We start from the raw sequence: 24,399 nt of genomic DNA, 5'->3' as shown, positions 1-24,399 counted from the left end.
CTTTTAGTTAAATAATTGTTATCAATAGTTTTTTTATCGGCGATAACGACCCGAAAACGTCCCTGGGGTCGGCTTTTTGTCTGAATCCGGACCTGCGAGGAGCTCAAAACCCTGTTTTGCGAGCACGCGGCCGTTGATCCTGAGGTCGATAAAGTGGCTGCCGGGATAGTAACGACGCGTCGTTACGGGCTTCAGGGAATGGCGCCGTGACAGCGCCACGGTGGCACCTGGCGCCAGGGTCAGCGTCGACCATTTGAAGACCTTCGGTTGAGCTTCGCCACGCGCGCCGAGGTGATGCACGGCGTAGTCGACGATGGCATACGCAGGCGTCGAGCCGGCATTGGTGAACTCTGCGGCGATGCCGATCGACCCGCCGATCGCCACCCGCCTGGCATCGAGTGTGAGTTTGGCAACACGCAGGTCGGCGGTGTGATCCACCCCCATGAGGCTCAATGCGCCGACATGCCCCTGTTTCACCAGATGGCGAAGGGCATGGCGGACCAGCGGCCTGCGCGCCTCAGCCTTGAGCCAGGGCTCCAGATAAGTCACCAGCAGATCCGGATGATCCTTGGCAATATCGTTGAGGTTGTTGGCGACCGACCGGCGTACGGCCTCGATCGGATCATCGCGCAGCATCTCCAGGATGGGAAAGAGCGGTGTCGGGTCCGCCACCAGTCCCTGCAGCCGCAGCCCCCAGGGAAGGCGCGGCCGCGCCCCTTCACTGGCAAGGCGCCGCACACGCCAATCCCGGCTCGACGCCCATCCCTGCATGACGATCAGCACGCCATCCTGGTCCTGCTGGAGAAAGGGCCGGATATCGAATTCGGCGGAGAAGTGGCGCGTCGCCTTGGCGAAATAGTCGAGCGCCAGATCGGGATGGTCGAGCCCCGCCAGCGAGACAAAGCGGTGACAGGCCCAGACGCGGAAATTCCCAAAATCGGTGCCATCTCCCGCAGGTGGCGGCGCACCCAGGGCCTTGGCAACGATCTTGATCGATTTTCTGAAATCCGGCGGCAATTGCCGCTGCATCTCAAGAGCGATGCGCTCGATGCGCGCCTTCAGTTCAAGCGATGGCAGGTCGGCGAGGATGGCCTTCTTGAACTTCGCCCCTGGAAAGTCCGGCCAAGCGGCACTCAGACGTTCACCGAGCCAGCTTACCGCCGCCGCGTTGAAGATCTCCTTGAGTGCCTCGGCCACGTCTCACGCTCAGCGATGCTTGAAGCTGGGCTTCCGCTTTTCGGCAAAGGCGCTCATGCCTTCCTTCTGATCCTCGGTCGCAAAGGCGGCATGGAACAGGCGGCGTTCGAATTTGATGCCTTCGGCCAGGCTGGTCTCGAAGGCGCGGTTGACGCTTTCCTTGGCCATCAGCGTGATCGGCGCGGAGAAATTGGCAATCTTCTCGGCGGCAGCCAGAGCTTCCTCAAGCAGTTTTTCGAGCGGGACAACCCGCGAAACGAGCCCGCTGCGCTCGGCTTCCGCAGCATCCATCATACGGCCGGTGAGGACAAGATCCATCGCCTTTGCCTTGCCGATGGCGCGGGTCAGGCGTTGCGTGCCGCCGGCGCCAGGAATGACGCCCAGCGAAATTTCCGGCTGGCCGAACTTGGCGTTCTCGGCGGCGATGATGAAGTCGCACATCATCGCCATCTCGCAGCCGCCGCCCAAGGCGAAGCCGGCGACCGCGGCGATCACCGGCTTGCGGCAATCGGCGACGCGCTCCCAGCCCTTGGTGACGAAGTCGCTGACCAGCACGTCGACGAAACCACGATCCTTCATCTCCTTGATATCGGCGCCGGCCGCGAACGCCTTCTCCGAGCCCGTCAGCACAATGGCGCCGATGTCGGTATCCGCTTCCAACGCGTCAAAGGCTGCGCCCAGTTCACGTACCAGTTCGTCGCACAGTGCATTGAGCGCCTGCGGCCGGTTCAGGCGGATGAGCCCGACACGACCCTTGCGTTCAAGTTCGATGGTGGCAAAAGCCATGATCCCGTGATCCAATCAGTTGTCAGAGGAAAGCGTGAAGGTCGCCGTCACCGGACCGGCGGCAGGCCCCAGGACATCGATTTTGAGGGTCTCGTTTTCCCGCCGCCAATTGCCTTCGTCCGTCTCGGTCCAGCCGAGTTGCGGCAGAGTCGCCTCGTAGAAGTCATGAACCGCATCGGCGGTACCTGGACCGCTGGCATAGGCGGTAACGACCTTGCCGACGGCCGAATCGAAGACCGTCGATTTGTCCTTGGCCTCGACCAAACCGTCGGGCAACGGCAGATCGCTGATACCTGACAAATATTCGGTCGCCCGCGCGGGGGAGGAAACGCCCGAAAAGGCGAGCAGAACAAACAGAAGGGTGGCCAGCAATCGGCTCATGAAACAGCCTCCACAAAAGGGGCTTCTTTCTAGCCCGGATGAATGGCGACTCACAAGGTCGATGCCGGGATATCCGCCGGCGACATTTCAGTGACGAATTCAGGCAAGCTCGATGCCGAAGGCGGCGCGCAGACCAGTGCGGCCGGCGGCGGTGATTCTGACCGCGCGACTGTCACGGATATGCTCGATCCAATGATTGTCGAAGCAATGCCTGGCCAAGGCGGCCCCGATGGCCCCGGCCAGATGTGGCCGCCGTTCGCTCCAGTCAAGACAAGGCCGGCAAAAGACGCGTTTAGGGCTGTGCTGCAGGGTATCCTTGGCAATGCCAAGCCCGTTGAGGGCAAGAACGCCCGCCGCGGTCAGTTCGCCGGCATCGTCGCCCAGCACGACATGACCGCGGGCGACCAATGCATCCGCCAGCGCCACGCCGAGGCGACCGGCAAGATGGTCATAGCAGGTGCGGGCGAGACGCATGGCCATGTCATTGGTGGTGCGCGGCCGGTAGCGCGGCGGCGACCCGATCGCTGCGAATGTCATGATCCCTTCCAGCATTCGGCTGACCAGGGGCGACGCCAGACGGAAATAGCGATGTCGCCCCTGTTTCACCACCGAGAGCAAGTTGGCATCCTGGAGCTTGGCGAGATGCGCGCTGGCCGTTGAGGCCCCGATTCCCGCCACATAGGCGAGTTCGCTCGCGGTCAAGGCACGACCATCCATCAGGGCAGCGAGCATGTTGGCCCGCGCCGGATCGCCGATGAGGGCGGTCACTTCCGCCAAACTCGATCCCTGTGTCATGAGGTCATCATAAAAACCAGCTGAGCCCACAACAAGGGCGAATGCTTCGTCCGCCAGCGAAGCGTTCCGCTTAGACAGCACAGCGCTTGGCGCTCATCCTTGCCAGGGGGTGAGAGACAGATGGCGAGGCGCAGCATGTTCATGAAATTCATCACGGGTTCCAAGCAGTCCGCGCTGCGGACAGAGAATGATCTTTCGACCTTTGTGGCAATTTCGGCTTGGGTGATTGGCTGCCACGAACGCGCGCGGCAGCGCCGGGACCTGGCATCCCTGAGCGACAGCCAGCTCAAGGATATCGGCCTTACGCGCCGGGATGCGGTGGCGGAAGCCTTGAAGCCATTCTGGCGCATTTAGGCTGCCTTGCGGCGAGGCCACTTGCCGCGGCCGGCACAGCCAACTAAACCTCTTGGCAGACCAACCATTGCCGGAGGGGACCATCATGCCGCTGCATTTCACCCGCGACGAGCTTGCCGACCGCCGCCGTAATTCCATTGTTGCGATGGAAAAGCGCGGCCTCGACGGCCTGCTGATGTTCCGGCAAGAGAGCATGTATTACCTGACCGGCTACGACACGTTCGGCTATGTGTTCTTCCAATGCCTCTATCTCGGTGCCGATGGCCGGATCTTTTTGCTGACCCGCGCACCCGACTTGCGGCAGGCGCAGCTAACATCCGACATCGCCGATATCCGGATCTGGGTTGACGGACCGGACGCGAATCCGGCGGCGGAGTTGCGCGACATGTTGAAGGCGTTGGGGTTGTCGGGCAAGAAGTTCGGCGTCGAATGGGATTCCTATGGGCTCACGGCGCGCAATGGCATGCGGGTCCAGGCAGCCTTTGACGGCTTCGCGACGCTGGTCGATGCGAGTGATCTGGTTTCGCGGCAGCGCCTGGTCAAATCGGCATCGGAACTACGCTATGTGGAACAGGCCGCACATCTTGCGGATCTGGCACTGGATGAGGCGCATCGCCTGACGGCGCCCGGCGTGTCAGAAGCCGATATCCTGGCCGCCATGCAGAGCATCATCATCCGCAATGACGGCGACGACCCGGCCAATGAATTCATCATCGGCTCCGGGCCAGAAGCCTTGCTGTGCCGATACCACTCTGGCCGCCGCATCCTCGATCCCCAGGACCAGTTGACGCTCGAATTTGCCGGGGTGTTCCGCCACTACCATTCGGCGCTGATGCGTACGATTCCCGTGGGCAAGGTGCCGCCACGTCAGATCGAGATGCATAAAGTCGCAGTGGATGCGCTTGAAGCCTGCAAGGCGGCGTTGAAACCGGGCCGTCCGATTGGCGAGGTGTTTGACGCCCATGCCCGCGTCCTTGATGCCGCCGGCTACGAGAAGCACCGCATGAACGCCACCGGTTACTCCCTTGGCACAACCTATGCGCCCAACTGGATGGACTGGCCGATGTTCTATCACGGCAACCCTGAGCCGGCGGCACCCAATCAGGTGTTCTTCATCCACCTCATCATCTTTGATTCGGAAAGCGGACTTGCCATGACATCGGGCCAGACCGTGGTGGTGACCGAGACCGGTTGCCGCGTGCTGTCGCAACGATCGACGGACCTCGTCACGCGCTAGGCGGCACCTCACCCGGGCCCTGCGGCTCTTTAACTGTCTAGGCGCTGTCTCAATCGCGGCGGCAGATGGGCGAACGATTAAGCGGTTTACCGGTGGCGCCGTCCAATATGCAGGAAAGGCCGGGATCGCCGGCAGGCATCGGCACGCCCTTGGCGAGAACGAAGGTCACTGCATGCGAGCCCGTCAGGCCTGCCGGAAAGTGCGGGATCGGCTTGACGATCTCGAACAGATAACCCCGATACTGAGTGGCCATCTGCAGCGGCGTGTTATCCGGCGCGACAAAGGATTTGAGAGGCCGGGCTACGATGCGGCCCTCTTTCACAAGCTGCACGATGCCGCTCTCCTGCGGCAGGACATCATAAGCCTCGACGGCACTGGTTGCCGTCACCTGCGTTGGATCGACCTCGATGATCCGCGCGGTGCCGAAGCCCTGCGCCTTCTGCCAGCTGTCCAACGGAATGTTGTTGGCCGTCTCCAGCGTCGGTGGTTGTTTCTTGACAAGTTCGCCGGTAGGCAAGCTCGCGGCGAGAAACGTGCCGACTGAGACCGCGCTGTCAGGTGCCCGGCCAAGAAGGCGCGTCAGGGTTTCCGGCATTCTCTGCCGATTTTCACCGAGGACTGCCTGCAACTGGCACTTGCTGGAACTGACGAACTCAATTTTCTCCGGCGCAAGGCCGATGACACCGGCTGCCGGGAGATCATCGCGTTGACCAGGCACAACCACCAACCGGGCGACCCTATCGGTGGCGCCCTCAAGACGCCACAGCATGGGATCGTCGGCACTGACCAGAAGCCATAAGGGTTTGGTACCGGCTTCGATCGTCAACGCCGCGGACCAGGTTGTTTCGGCAAGCCCCGCCAGACTGACGCGCGGGATATCCAGGCCGCGACCAACCGCCAAAACGGCAATCTGCTGCTCCGGTGTCGGCCGGATAAAGTCGCAGCCTGACATCGCCGCTTCTTCAAATTGACGCGCCCTGATCTGCTGCGCCTGGCGTTGAAAGGCGGCGCGCTCCGTCTCGCTCAGCAAAGCATCGCCGTCAAGATCGACCATTGCGAATATCTTGGGGGCGCCCGCACGCACTTCCTGCAGCGTCACAATGCCGTCGGTGTTCGAATCAAATTCCATCAAGGCGTCGGCCCGTGCCGTCTCGCGGCCTTCCATGCGCATGTCGACCGAATTTCCCGCCTCAACCAGCATTTCGGCAAAGGAGATCGTGCCGTCGCCATCGCCATCCGCATGCATGATTCTGCGGACGGCCTTTTCTTCGGCCTTCTGCACAGCGGCCGTATCGCCCTCGCGTGCCCCTCGGCGCATGGCGACAGCGCGCACCACCTCGTCGCGGGTGAGGAGACCGTCGCCGCTGAGATCGTTGTCCAGCAATTTGCCGATGATCTCGCTGCGCCGCCTTGCATCCTCGGCCGCATTCCGGTCGGCGACATCCTCTTTGCTGAGGGTGCCATCACGCCCGGCGACCGCGCGGAAGGATTTGCTCACAGCAGCCGTAAAGTCCTCGACCGTCTCCGCGCCGGCCAGGCGGTTGATCATCTCAGGCGACATCTTTTGCAGCCGTGGATCAATGGCAGGTTCTTGCTGGGCAGTGGCCCGGATCGGCAAGATGACCGTCGTTCCGATGAATAGCGCGCAAATCGTGCAAAAGCGACTAAAATTCATTTCTGCTCCAATATTATCTTGTATTAGGAGTAGACAAGCTAAGCCGGTCCGAGAGCGGCAACAAGGGATATGATGCCCGCCAGTTGTGGCAATGCTGCGGCAACAATTGGGTCTTGTGAGGCGGCCCGCCGCCCTTGCCCCGAAGCCGCGGCCGCGTTAAGTCGAAACCATCTTCGCCGGCACAGAGAGAGTTATCGATGCCCTATTTCATGGTTGTCACGGCCGGCCTGATGGTGGCCCTGCTCATGATTATCGTGGTGCTGTGAGGCAGCTCATGACCGAATCCTCGACCAGCCTGGTCGGCGAGGTTGCAGAATCCATATTTAATCATTATTTATCAAATAGATAACAATTCCGTCGCAGCGCACACGCCGCGCTTTACTGGTTTTCGACCCGCTGATACATTCCGCGCGCCTTTCGACCCCCCGCAACCAGGATAAAGCGGCTTAGGGGAGGGGATTTTTTGTCTTGGCCAGCCATGCCGCCGGTCGAGGGGAATCATCCGACGAGAGCTGGAGATGGGTAGAACGGCCGGTTTTCGCAAGGAGCGAGCGGGCCGTCCTTTAGCGGGACAGAGACGGCACAAGATGAAGATCCTTACCGGCAACAGCAACCGGCCCCTGGCGGAAGCGATTTCGGCCTATCTCAACCTGCCGTTGGTGAATGCCAGCGTGCGGCGCTTCTCCGACATGGAAGTGTTCGTCGAGATCAACGAGAACATCCGCGGCGAGGATGTCTTCATCATCCAGCCGACGTCGTTTCCGACCAATGACAATCTGATGGAACTGCTGGTGACGATCGATGCGTTGAAGCGCAGCTCTGCGCGCCGCATCACCGCCGTCATCCCCTATTACGGCTATGCCAGGCAGGACCGGAAATCAGGTCCGCGCACCCCAATCTCAGCGAAACTGGTCGCCAACCTCATCACCACCGCCGGTGTCGACCGCGTGCTGACGCTCGATCTCCATGCCGGCCAGATCCAGGGCTTCTTCGACATCCCGACCGACAATCTCTTTGCCGCCCCGTCCTCACCAAGGACATCAAGGAGCGCTTCGGCACGGGCAACAATCTGTGCATCGTCAGCCCCGATGTCGGCGGCGTGGTGCGTGCCCGCGCCTTTGCCAAGCGGTTGGACGCGGAACTCGCCATCGTCGACAAGCGCCGTGAACGCGCTGGCGTCTCTGAAGTCATGAACATCATCGGTGAAGTCGATGGCAAGCGCTGCATCCTGGTCGATGACATCGTCGATTCAGCCGGAACGCTCTGCAACGCCGCCGTGGCGCTGAAAGAGGCCGGCGCCTTGTCGGTCGCTGCTTACGTCACCCATGGCGTGCTCTCGGGCGGCGCAGTGGCCCGCGTCTCGGCCTCGCCGCTGGAGAGCCTCGTCATCACCGATTCAATTCAGGCCACCGAAGCCGTGCGCGTGTCGCAGACGGTGCGCCAACTCTCGATCGCACCACTGCTGGCCGAAGCCATGGCGCGGATCAGTGAGGAGAAATCGGTCTCGTCCCTGTTCGATTGAAGAGGACACGAGACTGTAATCCGATCGGCACCCCTGGAGGTCGATCGGTCGAGGCCCGGATGGTCCGGGTGTCGGAACTGCGAAATAGGAGACAGCAATGTCCGCAGTTGAATCTGTAAGCGCGGAAGCTCGCGACCGCGCCGGGAAGGGGGCCGCCCGTGCAACCCGTCGTGCCGGTCGTGTGCCCGCCGTTATCTATGGCGACAAGAAGGAAGCTACCCTGATTTCGCTCGACCCCAAGTCGATCGACAAGCTGATCCACAAAAAGGCTTTCTTCGCCACTCTGCTCGACGTCGAACTCGACGGCAAGAAGCATCGCGTCCTGCCGCGCGACGTCCAATTCGACGTCGTCACCGACCGCACGCTGCATGTCGATTTCCAGCGCGTGAACAAGGACACCAAGATCCACGTGAACGTGCCGGTCGTGGTCCGCAACGAAGCGGCCGCTCCGGGCATCAAGCGCGGTGGTGTGCTCAACCTGGTGCGTCACGAGATCGAATTCATCTGCTCGCCGGATAATATCCCGCAGTCGGTGGAAGTCGATCTGACCGGTCTCGATATCGGTGGCAGCATCCACATCAGTGCCGTGAAGCTGCCGGAAGGTGCAACGCCGACCATTCGTGAACGCGATTTCACGCTGGTCACCATCGGCGCGCCGTCTGGCATGAAGGCCGATGCGGAAGCGACGCCTGCTGCTGGCGCTGCGGCGCCCGCTGCTGGTGCGGCGGCTGCGGCCCCGGCCAAGGGTGCTGCTGCGGCAGCGCCGGCCAAGGGTGGTGCGGCTGCAGCTCCGGCCAAGGCGGCTGCTCCGGCTCCGAAGAAGAAGTAAGACGCCGATCATTGTCGGTTTAAGTGGGGCCCGCGATGCGCCTTATCGTTGGATTGGGCAATCCCGGGCCCCGCTACGCCGACAACCGGCACAATATCGGTTTCATGGCGGTGGACACGATCGTCCGCCGCTATTCTTTTGGGCCGATCAAGACCAAGTTCCACGGTGCCGTTGCCGAAGGGAACGTCGGTTCCGAAAAAGCGATCTGCCTGTGCCCCACGACCTTCATGAACGAATCCGGCCGCGCCGTGCAGGCGGCCATGCAGTTCTACAAGATCGAGCCCGGCGATATCGTCGTCATACATGACGAAATCGACCTGCCGCTCGGCAAGGTGAAGGTGAAGCGGGGCGGCGGGGCCGGCGGCCATAACGGCATCCGCTCGATCGACGCCCATATCGGGCCCGATTACTGGCGCATCCGCTTAGGCGTCGGCCATCCCGGCGTGAAGTCGCTGGTGAAGAATTTCGTGCTGATGGATTTCGGCAAAGAGGAACGCAAGCTGGTCGAAGAGATCAACCAGGTGTGTTCCGACAACCTGCCGATCCTGTTTGCGCAGGATGAGAACAAGTTCATGAACAAGGTCAACGTGACCTTGCATCCGCCGGTGCCGAAAGACGAGACGTTGAAGACGGATCGTCGGGCGAAGGCGGACGAAGAAGAGAAGAAGTAACCAAGCTCTTGCCGACCTGCCTCCTCCCCCTCTCCCCTCGCGGGAGAGGGTCGGGGTGAGGGGGTGGAGAGAGCGGACTGGTTGTAAGAGCCCCCTCACCCTGCCCTCTCCCGCGAGGGGAGAGGGTTCACGAGGTGCCCCGGGGCAGAGCGAACAAGACAGAAGGTATTAAGATCATGGGTTTCAATTGCGGTATCGTCGGCCTGCCAAATGTCGGCAAATCGACCTTGTTCAATGCGCTCACGGCCACCGCGGCGGCGCAGGCGGCGAATTACCCGTTCTGCACGATCGAGCCCAATGTCGGCCGTGTCTCGGTGCCCGATGATCGGCTGGAGAAATGTGCGGTCATTGCAAAATCCGCCAAGCTCATCCCGACCCAGCTGGAATTCGTCGACATCGCCGGCCTGGTGCGCGGCGCCAGCAAAGGCGAAGGCCTCGGCAACAAGTTCCTCGCCAACATCCGCGAAGTGGATGCCATCGTCCATGTGCTGCGCTGCTTCGACGGCGAAGTGACCCATGTCGAAGGATCGGTCGATCCGATCCGCGATGCCGAGACGGTCGAGACAGAGTTGATGCTGGCCGATATGGAAAGCGTCGAGAAGCGCCTGGATGCTGCCAATAAGAAAGCCAAGAGCGGTGACAAGGAAGCCAAGGCCCTCTCTGACATCCTCACCCCCGCGGTCGACGCGCTGCGCGCCGGCAAGTCGGCGCGGACCGTGCTGCCGACGCTCTCGCCGGAACAGCGCGTGCAGTTCCGCCAGTTGCAGCTGATGACGGGCAAGCCCGTGCTCTATGTCTGCAATGTGGATGAGGGCTCAGCCGCCACCGGCAATGCCTGGTCGGAGAAGGTCGCCGTGATGGCGAAGGCCCAGGGTGCGGCCACCGTCGTCATTTCCGCCGCCATCGAGGCCGAAGTGGCGCAGCTGACCGACGAGAAAGAGAAGCAGGAGTTCCTGGTGACCTTGGGTCTCGAGGAAACCGGTCTGACCCGCGTCATCCGCGCCGGCTACAAACTCCTCGATCTCATCACCTTCTTCACCATCGGCCCCAAGGAAGCGCGCGCCTGGACCGTGCGTCACGGTGCCAAGGCACCGGAGGCAGCCGGCGTCATCCACACCGATTTCGAGCGCGGCTTCATCCGCGCCGAGACCATGTCGTGTGACGATTTCATCGCCTATGGCGGTGAAGCGGGTGTCAAGGAAGCCGGAAAGTTCCGCCAGGAAGGCAAGGAGTATGTCGTCCAGGATGGCGATATCTTCAACTTCAGGTTCAACGTCTGAGGGGAAATACCCCTCGTTCAGGCCATGGAATTGAGGTTCCTGCGCGACCAAGCCGGCGGCGCATAGCTGCGTTCCCGGATCGGGCGTAGTGGCCGGCGGCGGCATTCCCTATGCTGGGGTACTGCCGCTGCACGAAGTCTCCTATGCAAGCCAGCTACCGCACCTTGGCCCTGATCGTGGCCGCCGCTCTCTTCATGGAGAATCTGGACACCACGATCATTGCGACCGCGCTGCCCGATATCGCGCGGGATATCGGCGCCGAGCCGCTCAAGGTCAATCTCGCCATCACCTCCTACCTGCTCAGCCTTTCGATCTTCATTCCGGTAAGCGGCTGGATGGCGGATCGCTTCGGCGCCCGACGCGTGTTCAGCCTCGCCATCGCCGTGTTCATGGCGGGCTCAATCGCCTGCGCTGCTGCCAACTCGCTGCTGGAATTGGTCGCCGCCCGAATTCTTCAAGGATTCGGTGGCGCCATGATGGTGCCGGTCGGGCGCCTGGTGATCCTGCGCGCCGTGCCGAAAGGCGAATTGATCAAGGCGATGACCTATCTCACCATTCCCGCACTGCTGGGACCCGTCCTGGGACCGCCGATCGGCGGCTTCATCGTCACCTATTCTTCCTGGCGCTGGATCTTCCTGCTCAACATTCCGGTGGGCATCGTCGGCATCATCCTCAGCCTCATCTACATTCCGCAGATCAAGGCACCGGTGGCGCCGAAGCTGGACTGGATCGGGTATCTCCTGACGGCACTGGGTCTTGCCAGCCTCGTCTTTGCCTTCGAGGCGATGGGCCGTTTCCCGCTGCCAAATTGGATCCTTGCTGTGATCGCCAGTGGCGGCATCCTGTGCCTGGTGACCTATTGGATCCGGTCACGCGACATGGCCGAACCGGTGGTCAATCTGCGCCTGCTGCGGATCAATACATTCCGGCGCGCCATCCTGGGGGGCAGCGTGTTCCGCATCGGCATCGGCGCCCTGCCCGTTCTGCTGCCGCTGATGCTGCAGCTTGGCTTCGGCCTCAGCGCGTTCGCCTCCGGGCTGCTCACCTTTGCCAGCGCCGCCGGGGCCCTCGTGATGAAGGGGGCAACCCAGTTCGTCCTGCGCAGCTTCGGCTTTCGCCGCGTCCTGATCGTCAATGCCATCCTCAGTGGTCTGGTGATGATGGGCTATGCGCTGTTCACGCCGAGCCTGCCTCATGGAGTCATCTTTGCAGCCCTGCTCTTCGGCGGATTCCTGCGTTCGCTGCAATTCACCGGCCTTAATGCCCTGTCCTATGCCGACATCCAGGAAACCGCCATGAGCGGAGCCGCGACCTTCTCGGCGATGATGCAGCAATTGTCGTTGAGCATCGGGGCAGGCACGGCTGCGCTGGCCTTGCATCTCACCCTCGCCCAGCGACAGGGCGAGACCTTGCAGGCGTCGGATTTCCAGCCGGCCTATCTCCTCATCGGCGGCATCGTGCTGGTGTCGGCCCTGTTCTTTGTCGGCCTCAGAAAAGACGCCGGCGCCAATGTCAGCGGTAACATGCGCCAGGCCGCCGCGGTCCAGGAAATCAAGGAAACCCGATCCCGCTAGATCGCGCCGCCGCAAGACAAGCGCGGCCCGGCACTGAACCTGTTATGCTCGGCACATTGATTCATTTGTCGAGACTGGCGGAGATCGATGATGTTCGCAGAACATCCCCTGCGACGGGAACTCAATGACGAAGTGCATGCGCGACCACCGCTGCGCATCGATGGCCCGGCGGTCGTGCTTCATCTGGCCTGTCTGCGGGCGGCGGGTGATTCGGCCGGCAATCCGGATCTTCGTTTCATTGCCGATCTGGCAAGGCATCACGGCGCACCGGCCCCGAATCCGGCCAGCCGATACGGCATTCTGCCGCGTGGCGAGACCCAGTTGAAGTGGGAGCTGCATACCGAATTCACCAGCTATACGCTGGTCATGCCACGCCCCGATTTGAAGCCCGGCGCTACGCAGTGGGCCGACCTGCCCGAGGACGCGCTGAAGCTCGCTGCGCAATGTCCCGGCGAATGCGTGGCAGCGCTCATACTGGAGTTTCGATCGGCCGACACCGACGACACTGACCTGGACATGGTCGGCAAGTTGTTCCCGTCGGGTGACGTGGTGGCCTCGAGTGTCGGCGATGGCGCGGCCGAAATCTGGACTGATTTCCGCCTGGACGGGGATGGCTTTGGCCGCCTGCTGTTGCTCAATCGGGGACTCACCGCCGGCCGCGCCGGCCGCATGGTCCAGCGCCTGGTGGAAATCGAGACCTACCGCCTGATGGCCCTGCTGGGATTGGCGCTGACACGTCGCACCGGGGGGGCTCTGGCTGGGTTGGAGGGGCGTCTCAAGACATTGATCGAGCGGACGGCTGGCCTGGGCACCAGCGAACAGCCGACGAATGATGACGCCGACCGGCTGCTCCTCAATGAGTTGACCAGATTGGCGGCCGAATCGGCCAGCCTCAGCACCACGACGCGCTATCGGCTGAGTGCCGGCGGCGCCTATGCCGAACTTGTGGCACGGCGCCTGGCCGACATCCGCGAGGGAAGGGTCGATGGCCTCTCGCGGCTGTCGAGCTTTCTCAACCGGCGTTTCACACCCGCGATGCGCACGTGCGAGGCCTTCGCGCGCAGGCTCGATCAGCTGGAAACCGGCATCGACCGGGCCAGCGACATGCTGCGCACCAGGGTCGATGTCAATCTGCAGGCGCAGAATGGCGCCCTGCTGCGCGATATGGAAAGCCGCAGCCGGGTGCAGCTACGCATCCAGGAGGCGGTCGAAGGCCTGTCGGTCTTCGCCATCAGCTACTATCTCATCGGCCTGCTGAAGGTGGTGGCGGAAGGGCTGCTGCCGGACAGCATGGGACACGCCCATCTGTTGCTCTCCGCTGTTGCCGTGCCGATTGTGCTTGGTGCCGTGTGGCTCGGCGTCCGCCGATTGCGACATGCCATCAAGGGGGACAGGGGGAAGCGTTAGAGGCTCGCCTTAGGCAAGTCGGCCCAATGGGATAATCTCCTTGCTGGCAGACGCGAAGGCACTGCCCTGCCAATCGCCCATCCATTTTTCAACTGTGAGACCGGCAGCCTTGACCAGCGCGGCCAGGTGCTCCTGCAACACGAACCTGATCTGCGACTTGGCTGCCAGCAGCTCGCCGCCCGGCAGCCGATAATAGGTGCCGTAAGTGACGATGCCGGTCAGCGGCTCATGAGCGACATCATTCCAGGATTCGACGTCGCCATGGATCGGATGCGCCACCATGCGGCGCGACTCTGTTGGGGACCATTCCAGCCACTCCTGGCGCAGGGGATTGCGGCTGTCGAAGATAAAGCGGCCCTGTGGCGCGAGATGTCGGGCGATGGTGGACAACGCCGCGCGCTGATCCTCATCGGTCAGGAATACCTGGAAAGCGTGTCCCGTCATGACGATCAGGTCAAACTGTTGTCCCAGGCGTATGGTGCGGGCATCACCTTCGACCCAGGTTACGCGGTCGCCACCGTCGCGCTGCCGGGCAATGTCGAGCATCGCCGGCGCGGGATCGACGCCCACAACCTTTGCCCCTTGCACGGCGCAGGCACTCGCCAGCAGGCCGGTGCCGCAGCCCAGATCGAGGACGGACGTTGCCGCTTGTGCCAAGGCAAAGCAGGTGCGCGTGTCGTCAGCCCAGCCATTCTCGAGATCGTAGAAATCTGCAAGGCGTGGGTCATGGTAGAGCGGATCGTTGAGACGTGATTGGGCCATGGCGACAGGCCTATTCCTGGACAAATTCGACGATGACCCCATTGGCTTCTTCCGGGGGGACAATGCAGCCCTTGCCGGTTTTCAGCGCCAGGACATTGGCAAAACGCAGATGGTCGCGACACCGTGCCTTGTCGGCAACCGAGATCTTGATGGCCGCGACCCAGGGCGCAGGATAGTCGGGCAAGGGCAGAAGCGCCTGATAGAGTTGCGCAAGGCCGGCCTTTGTGGTGAAGCGGATATGCCCTGAGCCAGTGTCCAGCACCGTCATCAGGTTCGTGGTCTGGATGCGATCCGGTCCGAAGACAGGCAGCCAACCGAAGGCAACCTCGACCGGATCTTCCACCACCACCGTCAAGGAGACAATGCCGGTTGCCCGGTTGGCGTGATGCAACCAGCCGGGCCGCCGGATCAGCGCCGGGGTCTTGTGGCTGCAGACGAAGGCGGACAATCCGGGCGTTGCCGCGGGTGGCAGCATGACCAGGCCGAATTCCGGAAATACGACGCCCTCCGGCAGCTCCAATTCCCGCTTCAGGACCTTCGGAGAGTCAGCCTCAATGCCGGCAGCCTGCAATTGATCGCGACAGGTATTTTCATCCTCGGAGGCGAAGGCGAGGCCCATAAGTCCTTCCCGGGTCGCCAGGAATTTATCGAGGTTGTTGGTGAATTGCGCCGGATCGATGATGCCGAGAATCTCGATGTAATTGTCCGGGAACATGATGCAGTAGTTGCCGGTGCCCCAGCCGATATGGCGACCGCGCGGCGTCAGATGAAAGCCGAGCATTTCCCAACGCGCGGCGGCCCCGGCCAGATCCCTGACGCCGACCAGCACGTGGTCGATGCCGGCAATCGCTGGAACTGGGTTTTGCATTTCCAGGGCCGGCAGCATCTTCTCTCCCATCCGAGTGGCTCCCGTTGATAACTTAGATCGGCGAATCGGTAAACGCCGTGATCGACCCTGCGCCTGCCTGCGTGACAGCGGCGCAATTCACGCTTGCGATCGGTCCGGACCAAAAGAAACGCCGCCCCGGTTACCCGGGACGGCGATACCTTTCAACTTGCACGGCCTTGGCGGCGCTGCGGATATCCGGGCTTAGTGAATTCTGGCCCAGATCTTCCGCTTGGCGGCATAAGCGATGAGCGTGAACACGATCAGGAACAGCATCGCCTTCAGACCCGTATGCAGGCGGCTTTCATAGTTCGGCTCGCCGGCCCAGGTCAGGAACACCGAGACGTCGCGCGACATCTGCTCGATCGTGGCCTTGGTGCCGTCCTCATAGGTGACGCCGTCTTCGGCAAGCGGCGCCGGCATCGCAATCTGATGCCCGGCAAAGCCCACATTGTAGTTCATGCCGTCGTTCAGCTTGAAGTCCGCCGGCGGCTCCTTGTAGCCCACCAGTACGCCGTGGATGTAATCGGCCCCTTCATAGGCGCCGAAACCCTTGCCGGCACGGCTGCGGGCAAGCAGCGACAGATCCGGCGGCAAGGCGCCGTTGTTGCTCGCGCGTGCCGCCTGTTCATTGGCGAAAGGTGCCTTGAACGCGTCGGACGGCTTGCCCGGACGCTCGAACATCTCGCCATCGTCGTTCGGGCCGTCCATGACGGTGACCGAGGCGGCGATTTCCTTCACCTCGGCCTCCGAGAAGCCGACATCCTGCAGGTTACGGTAGGAAACGAGGTTCAGGGAATGGCAGGCCGAGCAGACTTCCTTGTAGACCTGGAAGCCGCGCTTGATCTGCGGTCGGTCGAATTTGCCGAAGAAGCCCTGGAAGGACCAGGATTCCTTCTCGACATGCACTTCGTGGAAGGGCGTTGCCGCCACGAACAGCACGGCAGTGACACCGACCAATGCGGTGATGCCCTTGAGGAGCAGAGACTTCGCGCTCATCAGAGCTTCTCCATCGGCTTGGCTTGGCCTGAGGCAATGGCGGCGTGGCTGCCACCGGCACCAAGGACCGGGCGTGAGATCGAGAGGGGAACCGGCAAGGCGCGCTCGAAGATCGAGAGCAGCGGCAGGATCACCAGGAAGTAGCCAAAGTAATAGGTCGTGGCCAACTGACCCATGGTGATGATGCTGACGCCAGCCTGGCCGACATCGGGACCGATGCTGAACGAGAGCGGCGACCAGATCCAATCCGGGGCGTTCTTGCCGCAGATGGTCAGGATCGCGCAATCGAACACCAGCATCCAGAAGAACCATTTGAAGGCCGGGCGATAGCGACCCGAGCGGACCGGCGAGCGGTCGAGCCAGGGCAGCACGAACAGCACCAGGATCGAGGCGAACATGGCAATGACGCCCATCAGCTTGTCCGGGATCGAACGCAGGATCGCGTAGTATGGCAGGAAGTACCATTCAGGCACGATGTGCTGCGGGGTCGAGAGCGGATTGGCCGGGATGAAATTGTCCGGATCGCCCAAGGTCACCGGGGCATAGAAGACCCAGTAGGCGAAGAAGATCATGAACACGCCGAGGCCGAACAGATCCTTCACCGTATAATAGGGGTGGAAGGGGATGCTGTCCTGCGGGCCCTTGGTGTCGATGCCGATCGGGTTGTTGGACCCGAAGCGGTGCAAGGCGACGACGTGGAGCACGACCACGCCCAGCAGCACGAAGGGCAGCAGGTAGTGGAGCGAGAAGAAGCGGTTGAGGGTCGGGTTGTCGACCGAGAAACCACCCCAGAGCAGCGTCACGATGGATTCGCCAACCACCGGCAGGGCCGAGAACAGGTTGGTGATGACGGTGGCGCCCCAGAAGCTCATCTGACCCCAGGGCAGCACATAGCCCATGAAGGCAGTGGCCATCATCAGGAGCAGGATGACAACGCCGATCTGCCACAGCAGTTCGCGCGGTGCCTTGTAGGATCCGAAATAGAGGCCGCGGAACATGTGGATGTAGACGACGATGAAGAACATCGACGCGCCGTTCATGTGGATGTAGCGCAGCAGCCAGCCGTAATTCACGTCGCGCATGATGCGCTCGACCGAATTGAAGGCATGGTCGACATGCGGCGTGTACTGCATGGCGAGGAAAATGCCCGAGGCCATCATGACCATCAGCATGAAGCCGGCGAGACTGCCGAAGTTCCACCAGTAGCTGAGGTTCTTCGGAGTCGGATATTCGTTGGCCTCGTGATGCAGGAAGGTGAAGATCGGCAGGCGATGGTCGATCCAACGGACGACCGGATTCTTGAAATTGGCACTCATCTTTCGCGCTCCCTCAGCCGATCTTGACGACGGTATCGCTCAGATACTGGTAGGCCGGAACCTCCAGATTGATCGGCGCGGGACCTTTGCGGATACGGCCGGATGTGTCGTATTGCGACCCGTGGCAGGGGCAATACCAACCACCGAATTCGCCCTTGGGCTCGGCATCCTTCTGCCCCAGCGGCACGCAGCCGAGATGGGTGCAGACACCGACCAGGACCAGATATTCCGGCTTTTGCGCGCGGACCTCGTCCTTCTGCGGATCCTTCATGTCGGCACCGTCATCCTGGACCGCCTGCGCGATCTCGGCCGCCGTGCGATGGCGGATGAAGACGGGCTTGCCGCGCCATTTGACCGTGATTGCCTGGCCTTCGGCGACCGGCGCCATATCGACCTCGATCGATGACAGCGCCAGGACATCCTTCGACGGATTCATGCTGCTGACAAACGGCCACACCGCGGAGGCCGCGCCGAACGCGGTCACCGATGCTGCCGTCAAAAAGAGAAAGTCGCGCCGCGTGCCATGGTCGCCCGGCGATTGCGCGTGATCCGCCATATGTCTTGTCCCTCCGGCAAGAGAAACTTGCCCGCGCCTATCACCACCTGGAAAAGTGGCTCTGGGAACGCAGACAAGCCTCGAATACCCAAAATTATCTAGGGTTTATACCATGACGCCCGAAACCGACCGCAGGCCTGAGACGCGACAGAACGCCGCATAAGGACAACATCCCGTCCCCATCCCGGCCGCGACCCCTCGGGCCTCGGCATTCCCCCTTAACCGAGCCAAGGGTATAAACATTTCCGGTTGATTTGCAAGGTTCGGCGCGGACGCGCCGACCAGGAATGGTTACCGAAAGTATAACTGAATCATGCGTTTGGTCTTGTTCGAGCCGGACATTCCGCAGAATACCGGGACGCTTTTGCGCCTGGCTGCCTGCTGGAATCTCGCTGTCGACGTGATTTTCCCCTGCGGTTTCATCTTCGACGACCGCCGCATGAAGCGTGCGGGCATGGATTACCTGGCAGATGTCGACGTCAGACAGCACGCGTCCTGGGCGGCCTATCAGGCCTGGCGCGGCGAAAATACGGCACTGGCCGGGCGATTGCTGCTGCTCTCCACCAAGGCGGCGACGCCTTATCAAACCTTTGCCTACCGCCCCGACGACAGTGTCATGGTCGGGCGCGAATCGAGCGGTGTGCCGGAGTCGGTGCATGCCGCGGCGGATCACCGGCTGGTCATCCCGTTGCGCCCCGGCATGAGATCGCTCAATGTCGCCATCGCCGCCGCCATCGTGACCGCGGAAGCCCTCCGCCAAACCGGATTTTCGGACCTTACATGATTCCCTATAGCGACCGAGCGCCCTACCCCGCCGACTATCAGGAACAGGCGCGGGCCTGGTTCCAGACCCTCCGCGACGATATATGCCGCAGTTTCGAAGATCTCGAGGACGCGTTCTCCACGCATCCGAATTTGCCCGAAGGGTCAGAGCCCGGCCGGTTCGCCCGCAAGAATTGGGAACGCGAGGGTGGTGGGGGCGGCACCATGTCGGTCATGAAGGGCCGCCTTTTTGAGAAGGTCGGCGTCAATATCTCAACCGTGTTCGGTGCTTTTTCGCCTGAGTTCCGCCAGCAGATTCCCGGCACGTCGGAAGACGGCACCTTCTGGGCGAGCGGCATCAGCCTGGTTGCCCATATGCGCTCGCCCCATGTGCCGGCGGTGCATATGAACACCCGCCTGATCGTGACATCCAAGGCCTGGTTTGGCGGCGGTGCCGACCTCACGCCCATGTTTCCGGAAGAACATGGCGAGGACGGCGCAATTTTTCATCGAGCGCTCCAGCTGGTCTGCGACTCGCAGGACCCGGGCTATTACCCGCGCTTCAAGAAATGGTGTGACGAGTATTTTTACCTGCCGCATCGCAATGAGCCCCGCGGCCTGGGTGGCATTTTCTATGATCAGCACAATACCGGCGACTGGGCTCGGGACTTTTCCTTCACACAATCGGTCGGCCGCGCATTCCGCGATGTCTATCCGGAGATCGTTCGGCGGAACATGGGCCGGCCCTGGAATCCGGAAGAGCGGCATCGGCAGCTCATTCGCCGCGGCCGCTATGTCGAGTTCAATCTGCTCTATGACCGCGGCACCACCTTCGGCCTGAAGACCGGCGGCAATACCGAGGCCATCCTGATGTCATTGCCACCAGAGGTGATCTGGCCCTAGGTCGCCAGCGAAATCCGCGCCCGCGCCAGACAGGCCGCGTGATCGGCGGCAAAGTCGCCGGCAATCCACCATGCTTCTATTTCGGCGAGCCTGGTGCCGAGATCAGGTCCGGCGGCGAATCCCAGGGCCAGCAGATCGCGGCCCGCCAGAGGAAAATTCGGCCGCGGCCAGCTCTGGATGATATCGAATGCCCGTCGCCAATCGCTGTCGGGTTCCGTGGCACCCCAATCCAGCAACAGGAGGTCGAGGGCGCGGGCATTGCCAAGGTCATAGATCTGGCGTCGCACCAGATGCGCATCGGAAACGTTGAAAGCGGGCCGTGCATCGCTGGCCGACACCAACCGGTCGCGCTCGGCATTCGAGAGTTTCAGGGTTTCGGCGATCGCCAAGCCACTGCCGGTCAGGGTAAGCGCCGCCAGCCGGCGCACAGGATCGGGCGTGATCCCCAGTTCCGCCTCCAGGGCGGCCACCTTGATCAGGCGGTGTTGCGTCGTCGCCCAGGGAAGATAGGCCTCGGCAAAATCCCGCAGCAGCATCTCGCCCCAGACCTCGACACCGCGCCGCGCTGCGAGGAGTTTCAGTGTTTCCTGCCGAAGTCGTTCACCGGAAAGCCGCTTCAATTCCCCACGCCGCGCCGTCGCGGCGGCGATGGCCTCTTCATCAAAATGCCCGGTCGCATAGTCTGCGTGGAATCGAAAGAAACGCAGGATGCGCAGGTAATCCTCGTCCATGCGTTGCGCCGGATCGCCGACAAAGCGGACTCGCCCGGCCTGCAGATCGGCAAGTCCATCGAAATAGTCGTAGAGATGGCCATCAGCATCGCAGAACAGCGCGTTCATGGTGAGATCGCGCCTGGCCGCGTCCTGCTGCCAATCATCGGTAAAGGCCACGACGGCATGGCGACCGTCTGTTTCAATATCGTGACGCAAGGTCGTCACTTCAAACCAGACATGGTCGGCGACGGCGGTGATCGTGCCGTGTTTGATGCCGGTCGGCACGGATTTGAGATCGGCGGCGGCCAAGGCGGCGATGACCGCCTCCGGCGCCATGTTGGTGGCGATGTCGAGGTCCCGGACCGGGCGTCCAAGCAGCCCGTCGCGCACACATCCGCCGACAAAGCGCCCCTCACCGCCGGCCTTGGCCAAGGCCTGCAGGACCTTGTGAGCCGCGGCAGCATGAGGCCATAGATTTGGGTCGAGCGTCGTCGTGATTCGCATGCCGTCATCCTAGCGGAGACCTGATCACACTGATAGGTGTCAGCGTCAGGACGATCCCCTGGCACGGGGTTCGTTCGCATATTGGCCCTTGCCAGGGATGGGCCGTCATGGCCTAGACTCCAACGCATGCAGCAGATCATCCTCGCCATCAATGCTGGTTCCTCCAGCATCAAATTCCAGGCCTTTGCCGCGCAAGCCAGCGGATTGGAACGCCGCGTGTCCGGGCTGCTGGAGGGAATTGGCAACCACCCACGCCTGATCATCCGCAACGGCCTTGGCGAGATGCTGGTTGAGCAGATGTTCACGCCGGAGGCCATCGCCAGCGTCGAAGCAGCACAGGAGATCGTCGGCGATTGGCGCGAAGGGCCATCCGGCGCTGCGGCAATCGGCGGCTCGCTCACCGCCAGCGGTCACCGTGTGGTTCATGGCGGGGCCGATTTCGCCGGCCCCCTCCGCATCGACGATCAGGTCCTCTCCCGCATCACCGCCCTCACATCGCTGGCGCCGCTTCATCAGCCCAAGAATCTGGCGCCAATTCTTGCCTGGCAGCGGCGGCGGCCGGACCTGGCGCAGATCGCCTGTTTCGATACCGCCTTCCATCGTGGCCATAGCGATCTTGCCGATCGGTTCGCCATTCCGGACGCGCTCTATCGCGAAGGGGTCCGCCGCTACGGATTTCACGGACTATCCTACGAGTATATCGCGCAGCTCCTGCCGGATCTGGTGCCGGCGGTTGCGCAAGGGCGCATCATCGTGGCGCATCTCGGCAATGGCTGTTCGCTTTGTGCACTGAGGGACGGTCGTAGTATCGACAGCACCATGGGCTTTACCGCTCTCGATGGCATTCCGATGGGAACCCGCCCGGGTGCGATCGATCCTGGCGTCGTGCTCTACCTCTTGCGCGAGAAAGGCATGAGCGCGGCCGATGTCGAGCATTTTCTCTATCACCAATGCGGGCTGAAGGGCCTGTCCGGGATCAGCAATGATGTCCGAGTGCTCGAAGCCAGCAGCGATCCCATGGCTCGCCTTGCCTTGGATCACTTCGTCTATCGCATCATCAAGGAGATCGGCGCATTGTCCGCCGTTCTCGGTGGATGGGATGCCTTGGTGTTCACTGCCGGCATCGGCGAGAATGGTGCCGATATCCGCCGGCGTATCGTCGATGGCTCAGCCTGGTTGGGCCTTGCCATCGATGCCGCGGCCAACAAGGCGCGGCAATCCGACATCAGCGCCCGCCGCGAAGGACCGCGCGTGCTGATTGTTCCGACCGATGAAGAGTTGATGATCGCGCGCCACACCCAGCGCGTTCTGGCGTCGGCTTAGTTCGATCAACCAAAGAGCCGCGCCGGCACCAGGACGAGATTGGCCAGAAACTGCCCCGTCGCAGCCCGCCAGGAGAAGCGCTCGGCCTCGGCCCGGCAATGCGCGCGCGGAATGCTGAGTGCGCGCTTGATGGCCCGGCCCAAATCCAGGTCGAGAGCGCCCGAGATACCTTCGCGCAGGATGTCCCTTGGCCCGGCGACCGGAAAGGCCGCGACCGGGACACCGCTGGCCAGCGCTTCCAGGATCACCAAGCCGAACGTATCCGTGAGGCTGGGGAAGACGAAGACATCGGCCGCAGCATAGAGCTGAGCCAGATCCTCGCCCACCTTCTGGCTAAGGAAGACTGCCTTCGGGAAGCGATTCTTGAGTTCGGCATGTTGCGGACCGTCGCCGATCACGACCTGGCTGCCGGGCAGATCGAGTGTCAGGAAGGCCTCGACATTCTTCTCGATCGCGAGTCGCCCAACATAGAGATGGATCGGCCGCGGCAGGTCAACAAGCGGCGGCGCTTCATTGGCGAGCGGACGCGGCCGGAACAATCTTGTATCGACACCGCGCGACCAACGCTTGATGCGCTGGAAGCCTCGGCTGCGCAGGTCGGCCTCGATCGACGGGGTCGCCACCATAGTCGCCTGCGCAGCCCCATGAAATCGACGAAGCCAGGCATAGGTCAGCCGCAAGGGCAAGCCGAAGCGAGCCGCGACATATTCGGGAAAGCGCGTGTGATAAGCCGTTGTGAACGGCATTCCACGGCGCAGACAATAGCGCCGCGCCGCCAGGCCGAGCGGTCCTTCGGTCGCGATGTGAATGGCATTGGGCGCCAAGGCGTCGAGCCTTGCCGCCATGCGGCGATAAGGAAACAAAGCGAGGCGGATCTCGGGGTAGGTCGGGCACGCCACCGAGCGGAATGATTGCGGGGATATAATGGTCGGGCGATGCCCCGCCTGCTGCAGCTCATCGATGGTGCGGCCGATCGTGCGCACCACGCCATTGACCTGTGGCGCCCAGGCATCGGTGACGATCACGATGTTGAGCGAGGATATCACTTCAAGGCCATTTTGGCCGGCACCGCCGGCACGATGGTCGGCGTCAGCATCGACAACTGCCGGTTGGCCGCCCATTCGACAATCTCCAATCTGCCGTCGCGATGCTCGACCAGGGCCGTGCAGCTCTCCACCCAGTCGCCGTCATTGGCGTAGGTAATACCATCGATTTCCTTCAGTGCCGCCTGATGGATATGACCGCACACCACGCCGTCGAAGCCACGCCGCTTGGCCTCGGCCGCGACCGTGTGTTCGAAATCACCGATGAATTTTACCGCATCCTTGACGCGCGACTTCAGGTAGGCGGAGAGCGACCAATAGGGATAGCCCATGACATGGCGGGCGCGATTGAACCATTGATTGAGCGCCAGCGCCAAGGTGTAGGCGGAGTCGCCGAGCCGCGCCAGCCACGGCGCATAGCGCATGATGCCGTCGAAAGCATCGCCATGAATGATGAGAAGGCGCTTGCCGTCGGCGGTAACATGCACCGCCTCGTTCATCACCTGCACATCGCCAAAGGCGTGATCGTCATAGTCGCGCAAGGGCTCGTCATGATTGCCCGGCACATAAATCACCTGTGTGCCCTTGCGGGCCTTGCGTAGCAGCTTCTGCACCACATCATTATGGCTTTGCGGCCAGAACCAACCCTTGGACAGCCGCCAGCAATCGATGATGTCGCCGACCAGGTAGACGTAGTCGGCCTCGTTATGCTTGAGGAAGTCCAGGAGGTACTGGCCTTGCAGCCGCGCGTGCCGAGATGCACGTCGGAGATGAAGATCGCCCGGTAACGCACTGTGTCATTCGCTATCTGGGACATCGCGTTCATGTCAGTCGTTTCGACTCGCAGGGCTGCTTCTAACTGGCCCCGCTCTTAACGACATATCCGTTGCAGGATGATGACGCCGCCTGCGCCAAGGCGAATTT

22 protein-coding genes and 2 pseudogenes are annotated in these 24,399 nt (G+C 62.1%); 11 read left to right on the top strand and 13 right to left on the bottom strand.

Annotated elements, in window-relative coordinates; genetic code table 11:
* Positions 1 to 33: 33 nt before the first annotated feature.
* The 4 genes from IPK59_15775 to IPK59_15760 all read right to left on the bottom strand — a co-directional run bounded on the left by IPK59_15775 (position 34) and on the right by IPK59_15760 (position 3,159).
* Complete coding sequence (locus IPK59_15775) at positions 34 to 1,197, bottom strand: DNA alkylation repair protein (protein ID MBK8160156.1); 1,164 nt, start codon at positions 1,195 to 1,197, stop codon at positions 34 to 36.
* A gap of 9 nt (positions 1,198 to 1,206) precedes the next feature.
* Positions 1,207 to 1,983, bottom strand: coding sequence for an enoyl-CoA hydratase (locus IPK59_15770; GenBank protein ID MBK8160155.1), 777 nt, complete (start codon positions 1,981 to 1,983; stop codon positions 1,207 to 1,209).
* 15 nt (positions 1,984 to 1,998) lie between these two features.
* Positions 1,999 to 2,364: a hypothetical protein gene (locus IPK59_15765; GenBank protein MBK8160154.1), complete on the bottom strand. Its 366-nt coding sequence runs from the start codon at positions 2,362 to 2,364 to the stop codon at positions 1,999 to 2,001.
* 99 nt (positions 2,365 to 2,463) lie between these two features.
* Positions 2,464 to 3,159, bottom strand: coding sequence for a helix-turn-helix transcriptional regulator (locus tag IPK59_15760; GenBank protein ID MBK8160153.1), 696 nt, complete (start codon positions 3,157 to 3,159; stop codon positions 2,464 to 2,466).
* 135 nt (positions 3,160 to 3,294) lie between these two features.
* Here IPK59_15760 and IPK59_15755 point away from each other — a divergent pair, with 135 nt between their 5' ends.
* Positions 3,295 to 3,513, top strand: a complete 219-nt coding sequence (locus IPK59_15755; GenBank protein MBK8160152.1) for a DUF1127 domain-containing protein — start codon at positions 3,295 to 3,297, stop codon at positions 3,511 to 3,513.
* Between the two features lie 85 nt (positions 3,514 to 3,598).
* Positions 3,599 to 4,750, top strand: coding sequence for an aminopeptidase P family protein (locus IPK59_15750; GenBank protein ID MBK8160151.1), 1,152 nt, complete (start codon positions 3,599 to 3,601; stop codon positions 4,748 to 4,750).
* 49 nt (positions 4,751 to 4,799) lie between these two features.
* Here IPK59_15750 and IPK59_15745 read toward each other — a convergent pair whose 3' ends face one another.
* Positions 4,800 to 6,299, bottom strand: a complete 1,500-nt coding sequence (locus tag IPK59_15745; GenBank protein MBK8160150.1) for a hypothetical protein — start codon at positions 6,297 to 6,299, stop codon at positions 4,800 to 4,802.
* A 713-nt stretch (positions 6,300 to 7,012) separates the two neighbouring features.
* On the opposite strand from IPK59_15745, the pseudogene IPK59_15740 reads away from it, so the two are divergent.
* From IPK59_15740 to IPK59_15715, 6 genes and pseudogenes are all read left to right on the top strand, one after another.
* Positions 7,013 to 7,947 (top strand): annotated as a pseudogene (locus IPK59_15740) (ribose-phosphate pyrophosphokinase).
* 97 nt (positions 7,948 to 8,044) lie between these two features.
* Complete coding sequence (locus IPK59_15735) at positions 8,045 to 8,776, top strand: 50S ribosomal protein L25/general stress protein Ctc (GenBank protein ID MBK8160149.1); 732 nt, start codon at positions 8,045 to 8,047, stop codon at positions 8,774 to 8,776.
* A 35-nt stretch (positions 8,777 to 8,811) separates the two neighbouring features.
* On the top strand, positions 8,812 to 9,447 hold the full coding sequence (locus IPK59_15730; GenBank protein ID MBK8160148.1) for an aminoacyl-tRNA hydrolase: 636 nt from the start codon (positions 8,812 to 8,814) through the stop codon (positions 9,445 to 9,447).
* Positions 9,448 to 9,623: 176 nt separating this feature from the next.
* Positions 9,624 to 10,727, top strand: coding sequence for a redox-regulated ATPase YchF (gene ychF, locus IPK59_15725; GenBank protein MBK8160147.1), 1,104 nt, complete (start codon positions 9,624 to 9,626; stop codon positions 10,725 to 10,727).
* Positions 10,728 to 10,870: 143 nt separating this feature from the next.
* Positions 10,871 to 12,301 (top strand): MFS transporter, encoded by a 1,431-nt coding sequence (locus tag IPK59_15720; GenBank protein MBK8160146.1) that lies wholly within the window; start codon positions 10,871 to 10,873, stop codon positions 12,299 to 12,301.
* Positions 12,302 to 12,388: 87 nt separating this feature from the next.
* Positions 12,389 to 13,708: a DUF3422 domain-containing protein gene (locus IPK59_15715; GenBank protein MBK8160145.1), complete on the top strand. Its 1,320-nt coding sequence runs from the start codon at positions 12,389 to 12,391 to the stop codon at positions 13,706 to 13,708.
* Positions 13,709 to 13,717: 9 nt separating this feature from the next.
* On the opposite strand, the gene IPK59_15710 is transcribed toward IPK59_15715, so the two are convergent.
* The 5 genes from IPK59_15710 to petA form a co-directional block, all read right to left on the bottom strand.
* Positions 13,718 to 14,470 carry a class I SAM-dependent methyltransferase gene (locus IPK59_15710; GenBank protein MBK8160144.1) on the bottom strand — a complete coding sequence of 251 codons (753 nt, stop codon included), beginning with the start codon at positions 14,468 to 14,470 and terminating at the stop codon, positions 13,718 to 13,720.
* A 10-nt stretch (positions 14,471 to 14,480) separates the two neighbouring features.
* A complete protein-coding gene (locus IPK59_15705) occupies positions 14,481 to 15,368 on the bottom strand; it encodes a VOC family protein (protein ID MBK8160143.1) in 888 nt (295 codons plus the stop codon).
* A gap of 192 nt (positions 15,369 to 15,560) precedes the next feature.
* The gene (locus IPK59_15700; protein MBK8160142.1) at positions 15,561 to 16,355 is read right to left on the bottom strand and encodes a cytochrome c1; all 795 of its coding nucleotides are present in this window, start codon (positions 16,353 to 16,355) and stop codon (positions 15,561 to 15,563) included.
* Positions 16,355 to 17,671, bottom strand: a complete 1,317-nt coding sequence (locus IPK59_15695; protein MBK8160141.1) for a cytochrome b/b6 — start codon at positions 17,669 to 17,671, stop codon at positions 16,355 to 16,357. The genes IPK59_15700 and IPK59_15695 overlap by 1 nt, the downstream gene beginning before the upstream one ends.
* Positions 17,672 to 17,684: 13 nt before the next feature.
* Positions 17,685 to 18,227: a ubiquinol-cytochrome c reductase iron-sulfur subunit gene (petA, locus tag IPK59_15690; GenBank protein ID MBK8160140.1), complete on the bottom strand. Its 543-nt coding sequence runs from the start codon at positions 18,225 to 18,227 to the stop codon at positions 17,685 to 17,687.
* Between the two features lie 313 nt (positions 18,228 to 18,540).
* Between petA and IPK59_15685 the strand changes: the two genes are divergently transcribed.
* Complete coding sequence (locus tag IPK59_15685) at positions 18,541 to 19,011, top strand: tRNA methyltransferase (GenBank protein ID MBK8160139.1); 471 nt, start codon at positions 18,541 to 18,543, stop codon at positions 19,009 to 19,011.
* A complete protein-coding gene (gene hemF, locus IPK59_15680; GenBank protein MBK8160138.1) occupies positions 19,008 to 19,892 on the top strand; it encodes an oxygen-dependent coproporphyrinogen oxidase in 885 nt (294 codons plus the stop codon). The genes IPK59_15685 and hemF overlap by 4 nt, the downstream gene beginning before the upstream one ends.
* Here hemF and IPK59_15675 read toward each other — a convergent pair.
* The gene (locus tag IPK59_15675; protein MBK8160137.1) at positions 19,889 to 21,109 is read right to left on the bottom strand and encodes a CCA tRNA nucleotidyltransferase; all 1,221 of its coding nucleotides are present in this window, start codon (positions 21,107 to 21,109) and stop codon (positions 19,889 to 19,891) included. The two genes, hemF and IPK59_15675, sit on opposite strands and share 4 nt — an antisense overlap.
* Positions 21,110 to 21,235: 126 nt before the next feature.
* On the opposite strand from IPK59_15675, the gene IPK59_15670 reads away from it, so the two are divergent.
* Positions 21,236 to 22,432: an acetate/propionate family kinase gene (locus IPK59_15670; GenBank protein MBK8160136.1), complete on the top strand. Its 1,197-nt coding sequence runs from the start codon at positions 21,236 to 21,238 to the stop codon at positions 22,430 to 22,432.
* A 5-nt stretch (positions 22,433 to 22,437) separates the two neighbouring features.
* Here IPK59_15670 and IPK59_15665 read toward each other — a convergent pair whose 3' ends face one another.
* Positions 22,438 to 23,553 (bottom strand): glycosyltransferase family 1 protein, encoded by a 1,116-nt coding sequence (locus IPK59_15665; GenBank protein MBK8160135.1) that lies wholly within the window; start codon positions 23,551 to 23,553, stop codon positions 22,438 to 22,440.
* Positions 23,475 to 24,301 (bottom strand): annotated as a pseudogene (locus IPK59_15660) (UDP-2,3-diacylglucosamine diphosphatase). The gene IPK59_15665 and the pseudogene IPK59_15660 overlap by 79 nt, the downstream one beginning before the upstream one ends.
* Positions 24,302 to 24,399: the final 98 nt, after the last annotated feature.

It is taken from the genome of Rhodospirillaceae bacterium (assembly GCA_016712715.1).
GTDB lineage: Bacteria > Pseudomonadota > Alphaproteobacteria > Dongiales > Dongiaceae > Dongia.
Note: the sequence above shows the minus strand (reverse complement) of the source record. Positions and strands in the feature narration are given on the sequence as shown.